The 16,987-nt window shown below is 47.2% G+C and carries 13 protein-coding genes; 10 read left to right on the top strand and 3 right to left on the bottom strand.

All coding sequences use genetic code 11. From position 1 onward, the window contains the following. The first annotated feature begins 8 nt into the window (after positions 1 to 8). The 3 genes from DWX33_RS19040 to DWX33_RS19030 all read left to right on the top strand — a co-directional run bounded on the left by DWX33_RS19040 (position 9) and on the right by DWX33_RS19030 (position 3,843). Positions 9 to 1,295: a hypothetical protein gene (locus DWX33_RS19040; protein WP_121962620.1), complete on the top strand. Its 1,287-nt coding sequence runs from the start codon at positions 9 to 11 to the stop codon at positions 1,293 to 1,295. A gap of 11 nt (positions 1,296 to 1,306) precedes the next feature. Next, positions 1,307 to 2,953 carry a hypothetical protein gene (locus DWX33_RS19035; RefSeq protein WP_121962621.1) on the top strand — a complete coding sequence of 549 codons (1,647 nt, stop codon included), beginning with the start codon at positions 1,307 to 1,309 and terminating at the stop codon, positions 2,951 to 2,953. A gap of 125 nt (positions 2,954 to 3,078) precedes the next feature. Further along, entirely contained in the window at positions 3,079 to 3,843 is a 765-nt protein-coding gene (locus DWX33_RS19030; RefSeq protein WP_122380866.1) for an AAA family ATPase, read from the top strand. Positions 3,844 to 3,845: 2 nt separating this feature from the next. Here the strand turns inward: DWX33_RS19030 and DWX33_RS19025 are convergent, their stop codons facing one another. Both DWX33_RS19025 and DWX33_RS19020 read right to left on the bottom strand, forming a co-directional pair. Beyond that, positions 3,846 to 4,352 carry a flavin reductase family protein gene (locus DWX33_RS19025; RefSeq protein WP_008778870.1) on the bottom strand — a complete coding sequence of 169 codons (507 nt, stop codon included), beginning with the start codon at positions 4,350 to 4,352 and terminating at the stop codon, positions 3,846 to 3,848. 39 nt (positions 4,353 to 4,391) lie between these two features. After that, entirely contained in the window at positions 4,392 to 6,719 is a 2,328-nt protein-coding gene (locus DWX33_RS19020) for a TonB-dependent receptor (RefSeq protein WP_122380880.1), read from the bottom strand. A 175-nt stretch (positions 6,720 to 6,894) separates the two neighbouring features. On the opposite strand from DWX33_RS19020, the gene DWX33_RS19015 reads away from it, so the two are divergent. After that, positions 6,895 to 8,295, top strand: coding sequence for a sodium:alanine symporter family protein (locus DWX33_RS19015; protein ID WP_005863901.1), 1,401 nt, complete (start codon positions 6,895 to 6,897; stop codon positions 8,293 to 8,295). Positions 8,296 to 8,315: 20 nt separating this feature from the next. After that, entirely contained in the window at positions 8,316 to 9,524 is a 1,209-nt protein-coding gene (locus DWX33_RS19010; RefSeq protein WP_122380865.1) for an acyloxyacyl hydrolase, read from the top strand. Positions 9,525 to 9,526: 2 nt separating this feature from the next. On the opposite strand, the gene DWX33_RS19005 is transcribed toward DWX33_RS19010, so the two are convergent. Continuing rightward, complete coding sequence (locus DWX33_RS19005) at positions 9,527 to 10,747, bottom strand: pitrilysin family protein (RefSeq protein WP_034531802.1); 1,221 nt, start codon at positions 10,745 to 10,747, stop codon at positions 9,527 to 9,529. A gap of 174 nt (positions 10,748 to 10,921) precedes the next feature. Here DWX33_RS19005 and DWX33_RS19000 point away from each other — a divergent pair, with 174 nt between their 5' ends. From DWX33_RS19000 to DWX33_RS18980, 5 genes are all read left to right on the top strand, one after another. Further along, complete coding sequence (locus tag DWX33_RS19000) at positions 10,922 to 12,490, top strand: ATP-binding protein (protein WP_122380864.1); 1,569 nt, start codon at positions 10,922 to 10,924, stop codon at positions 12,488 to 12,490. Positions 12,491 to 12,494: 4 nt separating this feature from the next. Continuing rightward, positions 12,495 to 14,141 (top strand): M20/M25/M40 family metallo-hydrolase, encoded by a 1,647-nt coding sequence (locus tag DWX33_RS18995; RefSeq protein WP_122380863.1) that lies wholly within the window; start codon positions 12,495 to 12,497, stop codon positions 14,139 to 14,141. 94 nt (positions 14,142 to 14,235) lie between these two features. After that, positions 14,236 to 14,847 carry an SIS domain-containing protein gene (locus DWX33_RS18990; RefSeq protein WP_122145574.1) on the top strand — a complete coding sequence of 204 codons (612 nt, stop codon included), beginning with the start codon at positions 14,236 to 14,238 and terminating at the stop codon, positions 14,845 to 14,847. A 17-nt stretch (positions 14,848 to 14,864) separates the two neighbouring features. After that, positions 14,865 to 15,794, top strand: a complete 930-nt coding sequence (locus DWX33_RS18985) for a carbohydrate kinase (RefSeq protein ID WP_121962624.1) — start codon at positions 14,865 to 14,867, stop codon at positions 15,792 to 15,794. Between the two features lie 73 nt (positions 15,795 to 15,867). Next, a complete protein-coding gene (locus DWX33_RS18980; RefSeq protein WP_008773268.1) occupies positions 15,868 to 16,923 on the top strand; it encodes a tyrosine-protein phosphatase in 1,056 nt (351 codons plus the stop codon). Positions 16,924 to 16,987 lie beyond the last annotated feature (64 nt).

Raw genomic sequence — 16,987 nt, 5'->3', positions numbered from 1 at the left:
AAACAAAGATGAGATCCATATTATTTACAACATTACTATTCATGTCGTTCATAGGCTGTTCCGACAATGACCAACCAGATGAAACGATTATCGACCCCAAAGAACAATGGAGCGCTACGTTGCGGGGAGATGGCGAGATACTGGGAGCCTATCCCGACTTGTTCAGCAACTATTGGGAATATACGTATAATATGAACGAATATCCCGATGTTGCCTTACGCATCGAAGGGCAGTTCCCTCACGCCCGTTACTTCAGCTTTTCGCTCTACGACGACGAGACCGGCTCTGCCATCGGCGGTATCAACGATCATGAGATCATTCCGGACGAAGGGAGTGAGAATCCTTTCGTTAGCACGTCGGAAAAAGACAACCGTTTCACCATCTATGTCGTACCGGCCTCCATGGATGAGACACTGATAGCGAAACTTCCCTCAGAGAATATCTGCCGGGTGAACGCAGACATCAAACGGCTTGCGATCTGCATCCGGCATTACTTAGGGACGAATGCGAACGGCGATAAGGATGAATATGGAGGTGTAGCACTGCCTGCTATAAAAGGCATAGACATCCATTCGCTGAAAGAGATCCAAGCCCCGGAACGTACGGAGTCTAACATCGAGAAGGTGACAGGTCAAAGCTTCTCCCAAAAATCGGACGAGAATCGGGATGTTCCTTTCTTCTTGGCCCCGAAAGGAAGATATTATCCGAACAACTCTACCGCTTATCTGTATGCCCGCACCCATGTACATGCCGACTCGGTGTTGATATTCAGTTTCATCCCGGTACCACTTCCCCGAACGGTGGAAGAATATGAGGGGGCGAAAGCCCGTTATTGGTCTATCTGCCTCGGCGCAACATCCAATACCCGTTCCTACTACTCCATCTATGATAAAGAGGCGAACGCAAAAGAAGGAGAAAAGGCGACCTTCATTATCTGCCTGAAACAAAATTCAAGACTCGCCGAGATACAAGCGAAAGTAGAGGCCCAAAAGCAATTGGGCGCTCATTGGAACCTTTTTGTATGGGATAGCGAGAAACAGGATGTCGACGGGAAACCGATCGGGGATGTTATCGCGATCATGTACCGCAACATCCTGCCGGACAAGGATTGGGAATATTCCATCTCCAGAATGACTCCCACCGAATACAAAGATGATGAAGGAGAACCGATCGATAAAGTAACAGACCCGGACAAGCAGTTGGCCCATAAAGCCTTAGGAGATTACGGGCCATACGGATTCAAATATGCCGCAAACGATTTCCTGCGTGATGATTTTGAGGAAGAAACTTATTAATTTAAAGAAGAATGAAATACCAATTAAAAGAAAAAGCATGGAGAATGACATTTCTCGTGTTCGCAACTTGCGCTCTATTTTCCTGTTCGGACGATGAGAACGATCCCAGTAGAGACGATAACGAGCCGCCATTATCAGAAGCGACCGTTCCGACTCCCAACCCCTATCTAGCGTCAGAGCATTACAGCCTGACCCATTTCAACTCGGCGCAAACCGATGCCTTTCCCTATGCGGTAAAGGGCGGCACATTCCAAATAAATCCGGATGATTGCGCCTCCACTTGGAGTGGTCCGGTCAATTTGATGACGCTCTCATCGACCGACCCGGATTATATGTGGGGAATGTGTAGCGATCGGGTATCTTATATCCATATAGCCGACGGCACTTTCGAGCGTGTGGCGGAAATAGGCTTGCCTAATGGTATCCAAATGAATACGGAAGAAAACTTACGGAAATTGGTCGATACCCAATATACCTCGACCGACCAATTATATGCCGATGCCGTGGAGATTCTGGGTAAATATCCACAAATGTCTATGTCTAACGGTAACTACGTGATTTGTGACAACGAAAACTATGCCTATACAAACGCCCGGACGGTCATCTGTCGCTATAAGTTAAAAGAAGCAGGTAACCCCAAAGCAGGTATCGTCTTAGACAAACAGGTCGATATGGCACCATACATGGATAATCCGCAAACATTGGTGGGAATGGTAATGACATACGATGGATACTTGGTAGTCGCATCGGGCAACGGTATCGCCATCATCGATCGCACAATGAGTATGCCCCCGGTCGTCAAACTGATACCGGACGATCAAGTGATCACCAACTCCGCCGCTGTCGACGAGCATAACGGTATCTATATAGCCAGCAACAGCCGTACGCCCGGGGGCAAAGGTATCATGCACAAATTCGTATGGAAAAACGGTAAGTTATCGGAAGATGAGGCCGACGGCGCATGGACCGCTTCTTATGACGGAGGCCCCGAGGCACCCGCCATCAAGATGGGCTATGGAACAGGTTCTACACCGACATTGATGGGATTCGGTGACGACGAGGACAAGCTAGTCGTTATCACGGACGGTGCCAAACGAATGAAGCTAGTCGCTTTCTGGCGGGATGATATTCCGGAAGATGCCGTTCCCGTTGATGCGGAAAATCCCCGCATCGCCGACCAGAAAGAAATTTCCTGTGGGCTATCTGCCTCTACGGAATGGATACAATCCGAGCAATCCGTGGCAATATCCGGTTATGGCGCTTTTGTCGTAAATAACGTGATACCTAACACCGTACCAGACAAGATCGTGGCCGTATTATCCATCGGGCCGCTTGTCACGCCGCCTTTCGGCGTAGAGCGTTTACAATGGGATACGGAGAAAAACCAGTGGTATTCGGTATGGACCCGTCCGGATGTAAGTTCAATCAGCATGATACCGGCTATAAGTACCGCCTCTAATATGGTATTCGTCAACGGCTACACGGAGGCAGACGGCTGGGAAGTGACAGGACTGGATTGGGGAACAGGCGCTACGAGCCACCGGGTAATCTTCGGGCAAACCAGCCGGGGTAACGGGGCATACGCCATTATCCAATACATGGAAAACGGGGATCTATTGTTCAACTCCGTAGGCGGTCCCTTCCGGGTAAAGCTCTGATGAGATAAAAATTAAGAGGCTGTCTAAAAAATGAAGTGAACCCTAAAAGTTAGACAAAAAACTTTTAGGGTTCACTTCAATATCTCCGATTATTTTCGCTATGTTTGCGGCAAAAGATATTCTGTATGATCTATCTGAAGCAAGTAAAATTACTGGACCCGGACTTGGTAGCCGGCAATCCCGAGGAGCTAAAGTATCCCTATAAAGCTCCGGCTGTACGTTTCACGGAATCATTCATTTTCCGCAAGCCGGTTACTTTCCTTGTCGGGGAAAACGGGGCGGGAAAATCTACCCTGCTGGAAGCGATGATGAGTAAATATGAGGAAAGGGATGAGGAAGAAGCGGGTATGCTCTATGACGGAACCGAGGCCTACAAGATTTACGCCAATGTCTTACCCGAGCATATTAAGCTGATCGAGACCCGAAAACCGGAAAAGCATTTCTTCTTCCGGGCAGAATCCTTTTTTAACCATGCGGCCGAATTGGATAGGCAAGCCCAACTGGAATTACGTAAGTACAGCAAGATCTACGCCTATAAAGCTTACGGTGGCAGGAGTTTATTGGAGCAATCGCACGGCGAGAGCTTTCTCAGCGCTTTCCTGAATTATGCCAGCCGCAATACATTATTTATATTAGACGAGCCGGAAGCCGCACTCTCCCCACAACGGCAGCTGGCCCTTTTGGTGCGTATCCATGAACTGGTGAATAACGGTTGCCAACTGATTATCTCCACGCACTCCCCGATCTTGATGGCTTATCCGAACGCGGACATTTATGCCATCGATGATACCGGAGCGCACATCACCCCGTATGAGGAAACAGAGCATTACCAGCTCACTAAATATTTCCTCACGCATACGGAGCAAATGATGAAAGAACTGCTTGGGTGAGATTACTTCTCCCAAGCATTTACGATCTCGGCAATGTAAACGATATGCGCATTGCCGTTCTTCTCATCATACCAACGAGGGAAAACGCTAGGATCTAAAAACTTAGCCTCCTCGATCTCGGACTTATAGACCACTTTGCATTCCAACGTAAGGCGAGCTTCCTCGAATACAGGATTACCAGCCTCCGTAAAGAACGGTGTCAACCCCGTAGCGGCCACTTTATCAATCTCCCGGCCGGATTTAGAGCCACAAATGCTATGGGCTTTCCGGTGCTCCGGTCCTAGGAAAGTAATCGTGAACTCATTTTTAGCGTCGATAAACTCACGGGTATAACGCTCCGGACGAATAAAAGCAAACACCACCGGACGGTTCCATAACACTCCCACGCCGCCCCAACTGGCAGTCATCATATTAAACTTCTCCTTATCACCGGCGCTTACCAGCATCCACTCCTTACCAATCAACTCGATAAAGTTGTCTTTGATCTCATTCGGATTAATCGCTTTCATATCTCATTTTATTTTCCCTCAAAGATATAAAATATTCCCTTATTTACCGGTACTCATTACCCCCGAGTCATTATCGGCATTATTCACTTTCTTCTGACCAGCGCTAAATTTACGGCCGAAAGAGAAGTTATAGGAAATCGTCGCCACAAACAAACGGGAACTTTCCTTGATGTAATTCGAACGGTGGAAAGAGGCGTATTGGTTCCAGTTCTCGGTCTCCTGCTTATAGTTATCCGTAAACGGATTAAAGACACGCAAGCCAATCATCAAGTCTTTATGCCTATAACCGAGCTGGATTCCTTGGATATTCTCACCCCCACTCATCGTCTCGCCCTTAAACCAGTTCCAATTCGTCATCAACATATACATGAGTGACCAATTTTTCCAAGTAACGGAAACATTCGCGTCGCACCACCAGTTCGTATATCGATGCGTGTAGGTATTACCGTTACTCATATAATGGTTCATACCACCATTGACAGAAAATTGCAAGATGTCCTTGATCGGACCGACCCGCAAGTTGACGGAAGCGACAACCCGTTGCCAGTTTTTCTGATTATCCCAAGTCTGGATGATCTTATTCCCTTCCAGATATTTCTCGTCCATGATAGCGTCCGGCTGATACTCATAAGCGCCCAAGGCATTCACGTAAAACAGACCTTTGCGAAACTCGTAATTCAATTCCGTATAATAACTCATATAAGACTTCAAGTTAGGATTACCCCGCTGTATTTGCAAGGAATCGATCACTTGGTCGATAGCGCTCAGCTCACCCAAAGAAGGAGTCACATTCCCCATCGTTGATTTCAAACGGATGGAAGATTCCCCGGGCAAAGCATAAAACAAGGTCAACCGGGGACTCACCGTATAACGTTCATAATCCGCATCCTCACCCCGTTGGCTATAAGACGATCGATTCACGGTCACACCCAATGAGTAATCCAGTTTTTTCACCTTTCCCTTGAATTCCGCATATACGGAACTCTCCATCTGTTCCATATGCGTCTTATAGTTATGCCCATTGATATAACTGTTATCCGAGAAAGATTGGTTATGGCGTAAACCGCCGCTCAACCGATTACCATTCGTTAATTTCTTCTCATAGATAGCCTCGCCGATAATCGAGTATTTATCACCATCCACCACATTATTCACATCAGTCAACAATTGTTCATGTTTACTCTCTTGATAGATACGGGTCGATTTCGTTTGGTTATAAGTCCCTACCACGTTAAACACCAAGGTCTGGTTATGCTTCAAATCCCGTTGGTAATACAAATCCAGCGCAGGAGCTTGATAGGCTGATCCCGATAGATCGATCATATCCACTTTATCCTCCGGATTCGCCTTATTCATCAAGACTCCTTGATAATCCCAATGCGGTTGATGATTATTCCGGTAGCGGAACGTGGCGTTAAACATATACTTATCCGGCTTTTGATAGCTATAGTTCACATTCAGGTTATGCATGAACAAACGAGCGCGCGAAGGTTCGCCTATTTCCACACGGTTCAAGGTCGTTCCATTCGCTAAATGGAACTCTTCCTCGTTATTCCGTTTCATTCCATAGAAATCACGAGGACCGATCCGATAAGAAGCGCCCCATTCCGAGTTCTTATGATTGATCTTTCCCCAAGCATTATGTTCACCCCACATGGAATTGATACCTTGCGCCATGTCCAGACCGAAACTACCTCCCGTATCCGGCCGGCGAACGATATAATCCAGCACGATATCGGCATTGCCATAACGCAAGCCCGGGTTATCATGATATTCTATACGGATGATATCCGAGGGATTCAAGGCCTTGATCTCATCCTGCTCCACCTTCACACCATTGATACGCACTTGGACTACCCCATTTCCCGTGGCCTTGATCTCACTGTTCAACAAATCCACCTGCACTCTCGGTAGCATCATCTGCTGCAACAAATCCATGCCGTTTCCCGAAGCCTTCATCTGGCGATCCGATGGGAAGACCACTTTTTTATCGGCATGGCTCGTCTGGGCAGAGGCGCTAACCGTCACCCCGTCTAAGGATACCGCATCATCATGTAAGGATATTTCTCCCAAAGAAATATTCTTGGACAAGCCTTCCAAGGAAATATACTCCGTCTTAAAGCCTAGACTAGAGACAGATAGAATATAACTCCCTTTTTTAATCTTATTTAATAAAAAATGCCCCTTCATATCCGTAGTCGTACCCGCCACAAAAGAAGAGTCCATTGTTTGCAATACCACATTTGCAAATTCCAAGATTTCTTTGTTGCGAGCGTCCCGCACCATTCCCTTTATCTCCAAGTTCTGAGCAAAAGCTCCCTGTACCATACCGCCTAGCAGTATGATCCAAATCATCATCCGTTTCATTTTTATCGTATTTTTTCCGAATATAGCAGGGTGGCCTTTCCCGCTTATCATTTGTTTCTAACTATAAGACGACAGCCGTTTGGAAAACGTTACAAGAAAATGATAAAAAAATAATATTTCGATGAATTTGCTTCGTAGATACGTATCTTTGTAACCAAACAACAGATTATAAATCATGGAGCTATTGAATAATTGGATCAACGGAGTCAACGATATATTATGGTCATACATCCTTATTATCATGTTATTGGGATGCGCCGTATGGTTTACGATAAAAAGTAGGTTCGTGCAATTCCGCATGATTGGCGAGATGATCCGATTATTAGGCGATTCTGCCGGGAAAGGAGAAAAAGGGGAAAAGCATATCTCCTCTTTCCAAGCCTTCGCCGTATCTTTAGCCAGCCGTGTAGGGACCGGAAACCTAGCCGGTGTAGCGACAGCCGTAGCGATCGGCGGACCCGGATCCGTATTCTGGATGTGGCTGATCGCTTTATTGGGTTCTTCCAGCGCATTCGTGGAATCTACGTTAGCTCAATTATATAAAGAAAAAGGGAAAGACTCGTTCATTGGCGGTCCCGCTTACTATATGCTACATGGTTTGGGGTTACGATGGATGGGCGTATTATTTGCCGTATTGATTTCGATAACCTTTGGTTTTGCCTTTAATTCCGTACAAAGCAATACCATCTGCGCAGCTTGGGAAGGCGCTTTTGGCATCGATCATGCTTGGATCGGAGCGATTCTTACGGTACTTACGTTAATCGTCATATTCGGAGGTATTCAGCGCATCGCGAGAGTAAGCAGTATTGTCGTACCGGTCATGGCATTAGGATATATAGCATTGGCGTTGGGAATCGTACTGTTTAATATTACCCGCCTACCCGCTGTTATAGAAACCATTCTGTCAAACGCTTTTGGTTGGGAACAGGCGATAGGCGGCAGTGTCGGAGCGGCGTTGATGCAAGGGATTAAACGAGGTCTATTCAGTAATGAGGCCGGTATGGGATCGGCACCGAATGTAGCGGCTACGGCGCATGTCTCCCATCCAGTCAAACAAGGATTGATCCAAGCATTAGGCGTATTTACCGACACGCTGATTATCTGTACCTGCACGGCGTTCATCATCTTGTTTAGCGGAGCGCCATTAGACGGCTCCATCAATGGAGTCCAGCTCACGCAACAAGCTTTGAGTAACGAGGTGGGTAGCATCGGTAGTACGTTTGTCGCTTTAGCGATCCTTTTATTCGCGTTCAGTAGTATTATCGGTAATTACTATTACGGAGAAGCGAATATTCGTTTTATCACGTCCAAGAGAAGTGTCTTATTTATTTATCGTATATTAGTCGGTGGAATGGTCATGTTCGGTGCGTTGGCTAGTTTAGACTTGGCTTGGAGCCTAGCGGACGTGACCATGGGACTTATGACGATCTGCAATTTGATCGCGATCTCATTGTTGAGCCGTCAGGCGTTCCTATTATTACAGGATTACGTAGCCCAAAAGAAAGCGGGTATTAAAAGCCCTGTATTCGATAAGAACAAGATACCCGAGTTGAAAGACAAAGCGCAGTGTTGGTGATCAGACAAACGTATTGAAGTATGATAAAAAGCAAGATGATAAGCTTTTACATAGCGGTCATGATGATATGGACCTGTACGGTAAAAGCTCAAGATGATAATAAATCCCTAATCCACAAAATTGGATTCGACGTACGTCCCTCGTATGTCGCCCCGACTAGCAAATTCCTGAAAGATGATGGCTATGGAAACGGGCTTACTTTACGTAAGGCGGCTTCATTCCATTTGAAATACGGGTTCCAACAGAATCCGAACTCTAAGGAGGGCCAGCTCTATCCGCACACTTACCAAGGAATAGGCGTTTCTTATAATACCTTTGGCAATCGGCAGGAAGTAGGTAATCCTTGGGCGGCGTATGTTTTCCAAAGCTCCCGCATCGCCAAGATCTCTTCCCGGTTATCCTTCGATTATGAATGGAATTTCGGAGCCTCATTCGGGTGGCATCCGTATGATGAAAACAATAATTACCGTAATAAGATCATCGGTTCTAAGATCAATGCCTATATCAATCTGGGATTTTTCCTCAACGCGAAACTATCCCGTTATTGCAACCTGCTCGTCGGGGCGGATTTAACGCACTACTCAAACGGAAATACTCATCTTCCGAATGCGGGATTGAATACGATTGGCGGCCGGATCGGACTCGTCTACACGCTCAATCCTATCGAGGAAAGCCATCATGAGATAGGTACCGCACGTTCCTTACCGGCAAATCAATTATACCTCTCCAGCTTTTGGCAACGTGTCAGTTACGATGTCATCCTATATGGCGCGACCCGTGCTAAGGGAGTTATGCTAGGTGATGAGGCCCATATTTTTCCAGGTCAGTTCGGCATCCTCGGATTTAACCTCAACCCGATGTACAAATTCAACCGGTTCCTAAAAGCAGGTATCTCCCTAGACGGCCAATATGACGAAAGCGCGAATATTTATTCCGACGAGATCATCCAAGTCGGCGAAGAACCCCGATTCTACCGCCCGCCCCTACACGAGCAAATCGGTATCGGCCTCTCCGCCCGTGGCGAGTTCACGATGCCATTCTTCTCGATCAATATAGGAGTCGGACATAATTTATTCTACAACAAAGGCGACCTGAAAGGATTATACCAGATCCTAGCCCTCAAGGTATCGGTTACACGAAATTTATTCCTGCATGTCGGATACCAACTGCACAAGTTCCATAATCCGAATAACTTGATGTTGGGAGTTGGGTATAGGTTCCATAATTAGCCTCACTCATAAATCAAGCAAAACAACCGTTCCGGCGCAAGTACCTCATTAGCCACCTCAAGGATTTGCCCGGCGGTTATTTTCTCAATCTGGGCGAATACTTCGGGGAGGGTATCGTAACGGTTGTAATGGAGGTAGCTTTTTCCTAAGCCAAGGAAAAGGCCCTCCCGGTTATCGCCCGACACACCCAGTTGACCGATTACCTGCTTCTTGGCGGCGGCTAATTGAGTGGCGGACAGTTTTACGTCACGTAAACGGGCTAATTCCTTATGCACCAAACGCATCGCTTTCTCACGGTTCTTCGGGTCTGTCCCGAAATAGATACTGGCTAGTCCGGTATCGGTATAAGAGGTTATATTGGATTCTACGTTATAGACCAAGCCATGCTTTTCCCGCAAGGAGACATTCAAGCGGTTATTCATGCCCGGACCACCCAAAATATTATTCAACAAAAATAAAGGAATGCGCTTTTTATCGTGCATACTGAAAGCCCGGCCACCGATCAGTACATGGGCTTGATGGGTATCTTTATGGATCTGGCGTACGCAAGCCTCGATGGGGTCCGGAGCTTTCCGGATCCGTTCAGCCATAGGGAAAGAGATATCGCTTAAAGCGGATTCCGCTGATTTCAAGATCTTCTTGAAGTCTTTTCGTCCCATCGAGAAGAACACCATATTCTCCGGGGCGTAGAAACGACGCATGAAAGAACGACCGGACTCGGAGTCAAAGCGAAGAAGAGATTCCTCATCCCCTAAGATATTATGCCCGAGGGCATGACCCTTATAAAGCAAGTTCTCAAACTCGTCGAATATAAGTTCCGAAGGACTATCCTCATACGAATTGATCTCATCCAAGATGACATCTACCTCCTTCTCGATCTCCTGTTTGGGGAATTGGGAATGGAAAACCAGATCGGTCAATAGCTCAAACGCCCGGCCGAAATCCTCCTCCATAAAAATGGAATAAACAAAGGTCTCTTCCTTCGTAGTATAGGCATTCAACTCCCCTCCTACGTTCTCCATACGGTTCAGGATATGCCACGCTTTCCGTTTCTCCGTACCTTTGAAGATCATGTGTTCAACGAAATGCGCCAAGCCAAACTCATCCTCGTTCTCATCCCGTGTACCGGCGTTCACGGCGAAACCGCAGTAAGAAACCGGGGAATTAACCGGGAGATGTACCATGCGAAGACCATTCGGCAATGTATGAGCGATATAATCCATTTTCCTTCTTGTTTGTATCAGCCCGCAAAGGTACGAAAGACTTTCCGGAAAAACATGTACGTCTTTTTCAAAAAACATGTACGTGTTTCCGGAAAAAGACGTACGTGTTTTTTTCGATCTATTTGCCTCCTTGGAAAAAATACCTACATTTGTGTAAATTAAAAAGATAAGGCTATGGGAAATATCGTCCGAAAATTACCGATAGGCATACAGAGTTTTGACAAACTACGTACAGAGAACTATTTGTATGTTGACAAGACCGAGTTCATTTATCAAATGGCATACCAAGGTGTCCCTTATTTCCTAAGCCGCCCCCGGCGATTCGGGAAAAGCTTGCTGCTATCGACATTCAAGGCTTATTTCGAGGGGAAGAAAGAATTGTTCCGGGGATTAGCCATAGAGAAACTAGAGACCGAGTGGAAAGAGCATCCGGTACTTCATTTCAGCCTCAACGCCGAGTTGTACGATAGCCGCAAGGCATTGGAGAATATGCTGGAACGCCAGTTGAGGGAATGGGAAAAAATATATGATACCGGAGGAGAGGGTATCACCTATTCCGGACGGTTCATGACCATCATACGAAGGGCGGCGGAGATAACCGGAAGGAAGGTGGTCGTACTGATCGACGAGTACGATAAGCCATTACTTAGGAACCTGCACAACGAAGAGCTACAGAACGAGTTCCGGGAATTATTGACCGCCTTCTATACGGTCCTCAAAGATGCCGATCCTTGGCTGCGCTTCGTATTCATAACCGGTGTCACCAAGTTCGCGCAAGTCGGTATTTTTAGCAACCTGAATCATTTGAACGACATCAGCCTAGCCCCGCAATACGCGGCCCTTTGTGGCATGACATTGCCCGAGATCGAGGCAACTTTCCAGCCGGAGCTTCATGCCTTGGCCGAGGCGAATAAGCTTTCATACGAAGGTACCATCGAGAAAATTACACGCCGGTACGACGGCTACCATTTTGATTTCCGCAGCGGTATCGCCCTTTATAACCCGTTTAGCGTATTGAACGTGTTGAGTAAACAGGTCTTTTACGACTATTGGTTTGCTTCCGGTACCCCGACATTCTTGGCGGAGATGTTACGGAAAACGAATTACGATATACGGGAGCTGGACGGGATCGAGGTATCCGAGGTATCCCTTTCGGACGATCGGGCGAACATCAATAACCCGGTTCCCATGATTTATCAAAGTGGATATTTGACGATTAAAAGTTACGATGAACGTTTCCGGTTATATACGTTAGGATACCCGAATGAGGAAGTTAAATATGGATTTTTGAATTTTGTCGCCTCCATGTATGCGCATTTACCGGAAACCGAGACTCCTTTTTATATCGGGAAGTTCATCCAAGAGCTGGAGAACGGAAACGCCGAGGCTTTCCTCACCCGCCTAAAGGCTTTCTTCGCCGATATCCCTTACGAGTTGAACGACCGGACCGAGCGTCATTACCAAGTGGTCTTCTACATCGTATTCAAGCTACTAGGGCAATTCACCGAGGCCGAGGTACGTTCGGCCCAAGGACGTGCCGATGCCATCGTAAAAACTCCTCGCTACATCTACGTATTCGAGTTCAAGCTGAAAGGAACAGCGGAAGAGGCGATCCGGCAAATCGACGATCGAGGCGATCTGATTCCTTATACGGCCGACGAACGGGAAGTAGTCAAAGTGGGTGTCGCTTTCGACGCAGCCACTCGCAACTTAGGTGAATGGCTGATTGAAAATACATTATAATTCTATGAGAAACATGAAAATAGCAACCTGTTTACTAACGATCACCTCCTTGGTTCTTTCCGCCTGTGGAGGAGGAGGCAACGATATAGAGAAAGCGAAAAGCCTTGCGACCACGGAACATCTAAAGCGATACACCGAGGCCATCTCGCATGACTCCTGCCAAGGCCGTAAACCATTCTCGGAAGGGGCCGACCGTGCGGTGAACTATATCGCCCGCCAAATGAAGGAAGTCGGGCTGAAACCCATCAACGGAGATTCTTATCTCCAACAGGTTAATATCATATCCTCACGCACACGATGCCCGGACCCGATGGTCCTAAAGACCCCGAAAGGGAAAATCCCCTTAGATTGGTTGGAAGGTTACACCGCTTTCTCCGCACGGATCGAGCCGGAGATCGACATAGACAATGCGGAACTGGTATTCGCCGGCTATGGGATCGTAGCCCCCGAGTATGGGAAAAATGATTTCGAGGGAATCGAGAACCCGCAGGATAAAGTAGCGGTCGTTATCGTAAATGACCCGGGACTCGGAAGCGACAACACGGATTATTTTAACGGTGATATCATGACCTATTACGGCCGTTGGATGTATAAATTCGAGGAGGGCGCCCGACAGGGATTAAAAGGAGTCTTGATCATCCATGAAGACCGGGGAGCAGGCTACCCTTGGTCGGTCGTACGAGCTTCCGCCCAATCTAAGATGTATGTGGACAGCGATAGCGATGCTTATCATTGCCCGCTAAACGGCTGGATCCAATTCAATGCCGCCAAGCAATTGCTAGCCGATAATGGCTACGACATTGACCAACTAATCGAGCAATCTAAATCGCCGGACTTCAAGCCCATCTCCTTGAAATCTACGGTAACCGTCTCGATGAGGAACACCTTCGACCGCCAGCAAAGCCCCAACGTAATCGGTTATATTCCCGGTAGCGGGAACACGGATGAGAGTGTTATTTATCTAGGCCATTGGGACCATCTAGGCTATGGAGCACCGATCAACGGCGACAGTATCATCAACGGCGCTACCGATAACGCCGTAGCCATCGCATGGATGCTCGAGATGGCACGTTGTCTCAATGCCTTGAAAGAGAAACCCCGCCGGAATATCGTCTTCCTCTCCCCTACTTGCGAGGAGACCGGATTCCTCGGTACGAAATACTATGTGGAGCACCCGTTGTTCCCGATCGATAAGATAGCCGCCGTAATCAATCTGGATGTCTTCCCGCTATGGGGCGAGAACAACGATGTCACGATCACCGGATACGGCAACTCCGAGCTGGATGATACCCTAGCCGAGCTAGCGAAGAAATACAACCGTTACATCATGCCCGACCCCGACGCTTATAACGGGATGTTCTATCGCTCCGACCATTTCCCTTTCGTACAAAAAGGCATCCCGGCCATGTTCGCCAAAGGTTGGAACGACAACCGCAAACAGGGTAAGGAGTGGGCCAAAGAGCATATCGCACATTATTGGGCGGAAACTTACCACAAACCGACCGACCAGACCCATCCCGACACGGATGATTACAGTGGTCTGTTACAAGAAGTACAATTATTCTTCGACCTCGGTTATAAACTGGCGCAAGATACCGGATACCCGAAATGGAAGCCGAAGTCCGAATTCGCAAACGTCTTAAAAAGATAAATTGTCTGAAATAGATGATGCCAATATCAGTAAATATAAATACTTTCGCGATCGTTATTCAGGCAGGAATGCCGTAAAACAATCAATCAACAATATGGTAAACGAAAATATCACCTCTTTATTGGAGCAGGAAGCGGAAGCGGTTCGCAACATACCCGTTACGCCCGGATATGAGGAAGCGGTATCGCTTATAGTGAAACATGTACACGACCTAGGTGGAAAACTGATCATGAGTGGAATGGGGAAAGCCGGGCAAATCGCCTTGAATATCGCTACCACCTTTAGCTCGACCGGTACGCCTGCCTTCTTCTTGCACCCTAGCGAGGCACAACACGGAGATCTGGGAATCGTACGCGAAAACGATATCATGTTATTGATCTCCAACTCAGGAAAGACACGCGAGCTAGTGGAACTGGTAGATCTCACGAGGGGTTTGGTGCCGGACATGAAATTTATCGTCATCACCAGCAACCCCGATAGTCCCCTAGCTGCTGAGGCAAACGTATGCCTGTTGACCGGCGCCCCCAAGGAAGTTTGTCCGCTGGGCCTTACACCCACTACCTCTACGACCGTCATGACGGTAATAGGCGATATCCTCGTGGTCGGAACCATGAAGCGTATCCATTTCACCAACAAGGATTACGCCAAGCGCCATCACGGGGGCTACTTAGGCTCCAAGAGCCGTGAGCTAAGCAAGAATGAATAACAAACCAGTATATAGTCATGAGAAAAGTCTTTGGTATAGGAGAAACCATCCTCGATATCATTTTCAGGAACGACCAGCCACAGAAGGCCGTTCCCGGTGGTTCCGTTTTCAACGGATTGATATCATTAGGTCGATTGAATGTCCCCGTATCCTTTATCAGCGAGCTGGGCAACGACCGGGTTGGCGACATGATTCGGGATTTCATGGAAGATAACCACATCACGACCGAGTTCGTAGACCGTTTCCCCGATGGGAAAAGTCCTATATCACTCGCTTTTCTGGACGACGATAAGAACGCTAATTATATCTTCTACAAGGATTACCCGGCGCAACGGCTGGAGGTGCCCCTGCCTAAGATCGAGAAAGACGATATTTTCGTGTTTGGCTCTTATTATTCCCTGAACCCGGTCTTGCGGACTCGTATGGTAGAATTTCTGCAATACGCCCAAGAACGGAAAGCGATCATCTATTACGATCCCAATTTCCGCAAGGCACACGCTCATGAGGCGATCCGCCTCATGCCTACCGTACTGGAAAATCTGGAATTCGCCGACATCGTCCGGGGCTCGGACGAGGACTTCCAGAACCTTTATGGCAAGAGCGACGCACAGAAGGTTTACAAAGAGCATATTCAGTTTTATTGTGATCGTTTCTTAACAACTCACGGGGCAAACGGAGTCAATCTCCACACCCGTAATTTCACACGACATTTCGATTCCCCGCAAATCCAGCCGCTTAGTACCATCGGCGCCGGCGACAATTTTAACGCGGGTATTATCTACGGACTTCTAAAGTATGACGTACGCCATGCCGACCTTCCCTCTCTGGATCAGGATACTTGGGAAAAAATCATCCGCTGCGGAATGGACCTCGCCTCCGAGGTTTGCCAAAGCTATGATAATTATATATCCAAGGAGTTCGCGGCGAAGTATGTTAGTCAGTCTTAAATATCATTAATGAAGAAGCGGGAAAAACTTGTTTTACTATCTTTGTAAGGAAAGCTTATTATAATAGAAGACAATGTTAGGAAAGATTCTCTCTCTATTCGCCAGTGTGATCCTGTTAGTGGGTTGTTCCTCTAACGCGCCCGACATACGAGCGATTTGCCTACGTGATGACATCGGAAATTACGTGATAAAATGGGAAACCGATCCGGTAATGGAGGGGATTGTCAAGATGACCGTGTCCGACAACCCGGATCTTTTCACCAACGAGTCCCCGATCATTTACGCCAACATCAAGGATGGCGTGGCTACTTACATCACGAACGATAATATCTCACGTAAGTATTTCCGCCTTTCTTTTAATGATAAATACGCACGGATCATCGGGGCACGCTCGGCGGTTATGGATAGTGTACAGAATTTCCGGGATCTAGGCGGTTATACCTCTACAAACGGGAAGACGGTGAAATGGGGCAAGGTATTTCGCTCCGGCGAGTTAAGCAGCTTGAGCGAATGGGACTCCATCCGATTGGATAATCTAGGGATCAAGACCATCATCGACCTCCGTACGAACCAAGAAACCCTCACCGCCCCTATCAAATATACGAAAGCAAATATCCTGCAAATCCCCATCTCGGTCGGCAAGATCGCCGATGCCCCCCAACGTGTTATCGAGGGACGAATGCGGAAAGGAGACGCCGGGGTATATATGGAAGACGAGTACCTGCAATTCGTGACAGATAATACCGATCAGTTCGCCAAGGTACTGGAACAGTTCCAGAACGAGGATAATTACCCCATTCTCATCAGTTGTTCCTACGGAAAGGATCGTACCGGGTTTCTCACCGCCATGTTACTCGCCGCCTTGGATATTCCCCGGGATGCCATCATGGAAGACTACTTGACATCCAATCAATATATCGATACGAGTCATTTAGCTGATATCGTGAAACATCTCTCCACAGACGCCCAAGAAAGCATTACGGTCTTCCTTACAGCCAACGAGGGACTCATGGACTTGGTTTTTAACAAAATCAAGAAAGAGTATGGCTCTACCGAAAAATATTTATCCAAAGGATTACGTCTTACTGATAAGAAACGTGAAAGGCTAAAAGATATATTACTTTATTGATATGAATCCGAATTATTTACGTACCTTTGCGGCCACTGAATATTATCATATATACACAATCGCA

The organism is Parabacteroides sp. AF19-14, from assembly GCF_003635485.1.
In the GTDB taxonomy this organism is placed as follows: domain Bacteria; phylum Bacteroidota; class Bacteroidia; order Bacteroidales; family Tannerellaceae; genus Parabacteroides; species Parabacteroides distasonis.
Note: the sequence above shows the minus strand (reverse complement) of the source record. Positions and strands in the feature narration are given on the sequence as shown.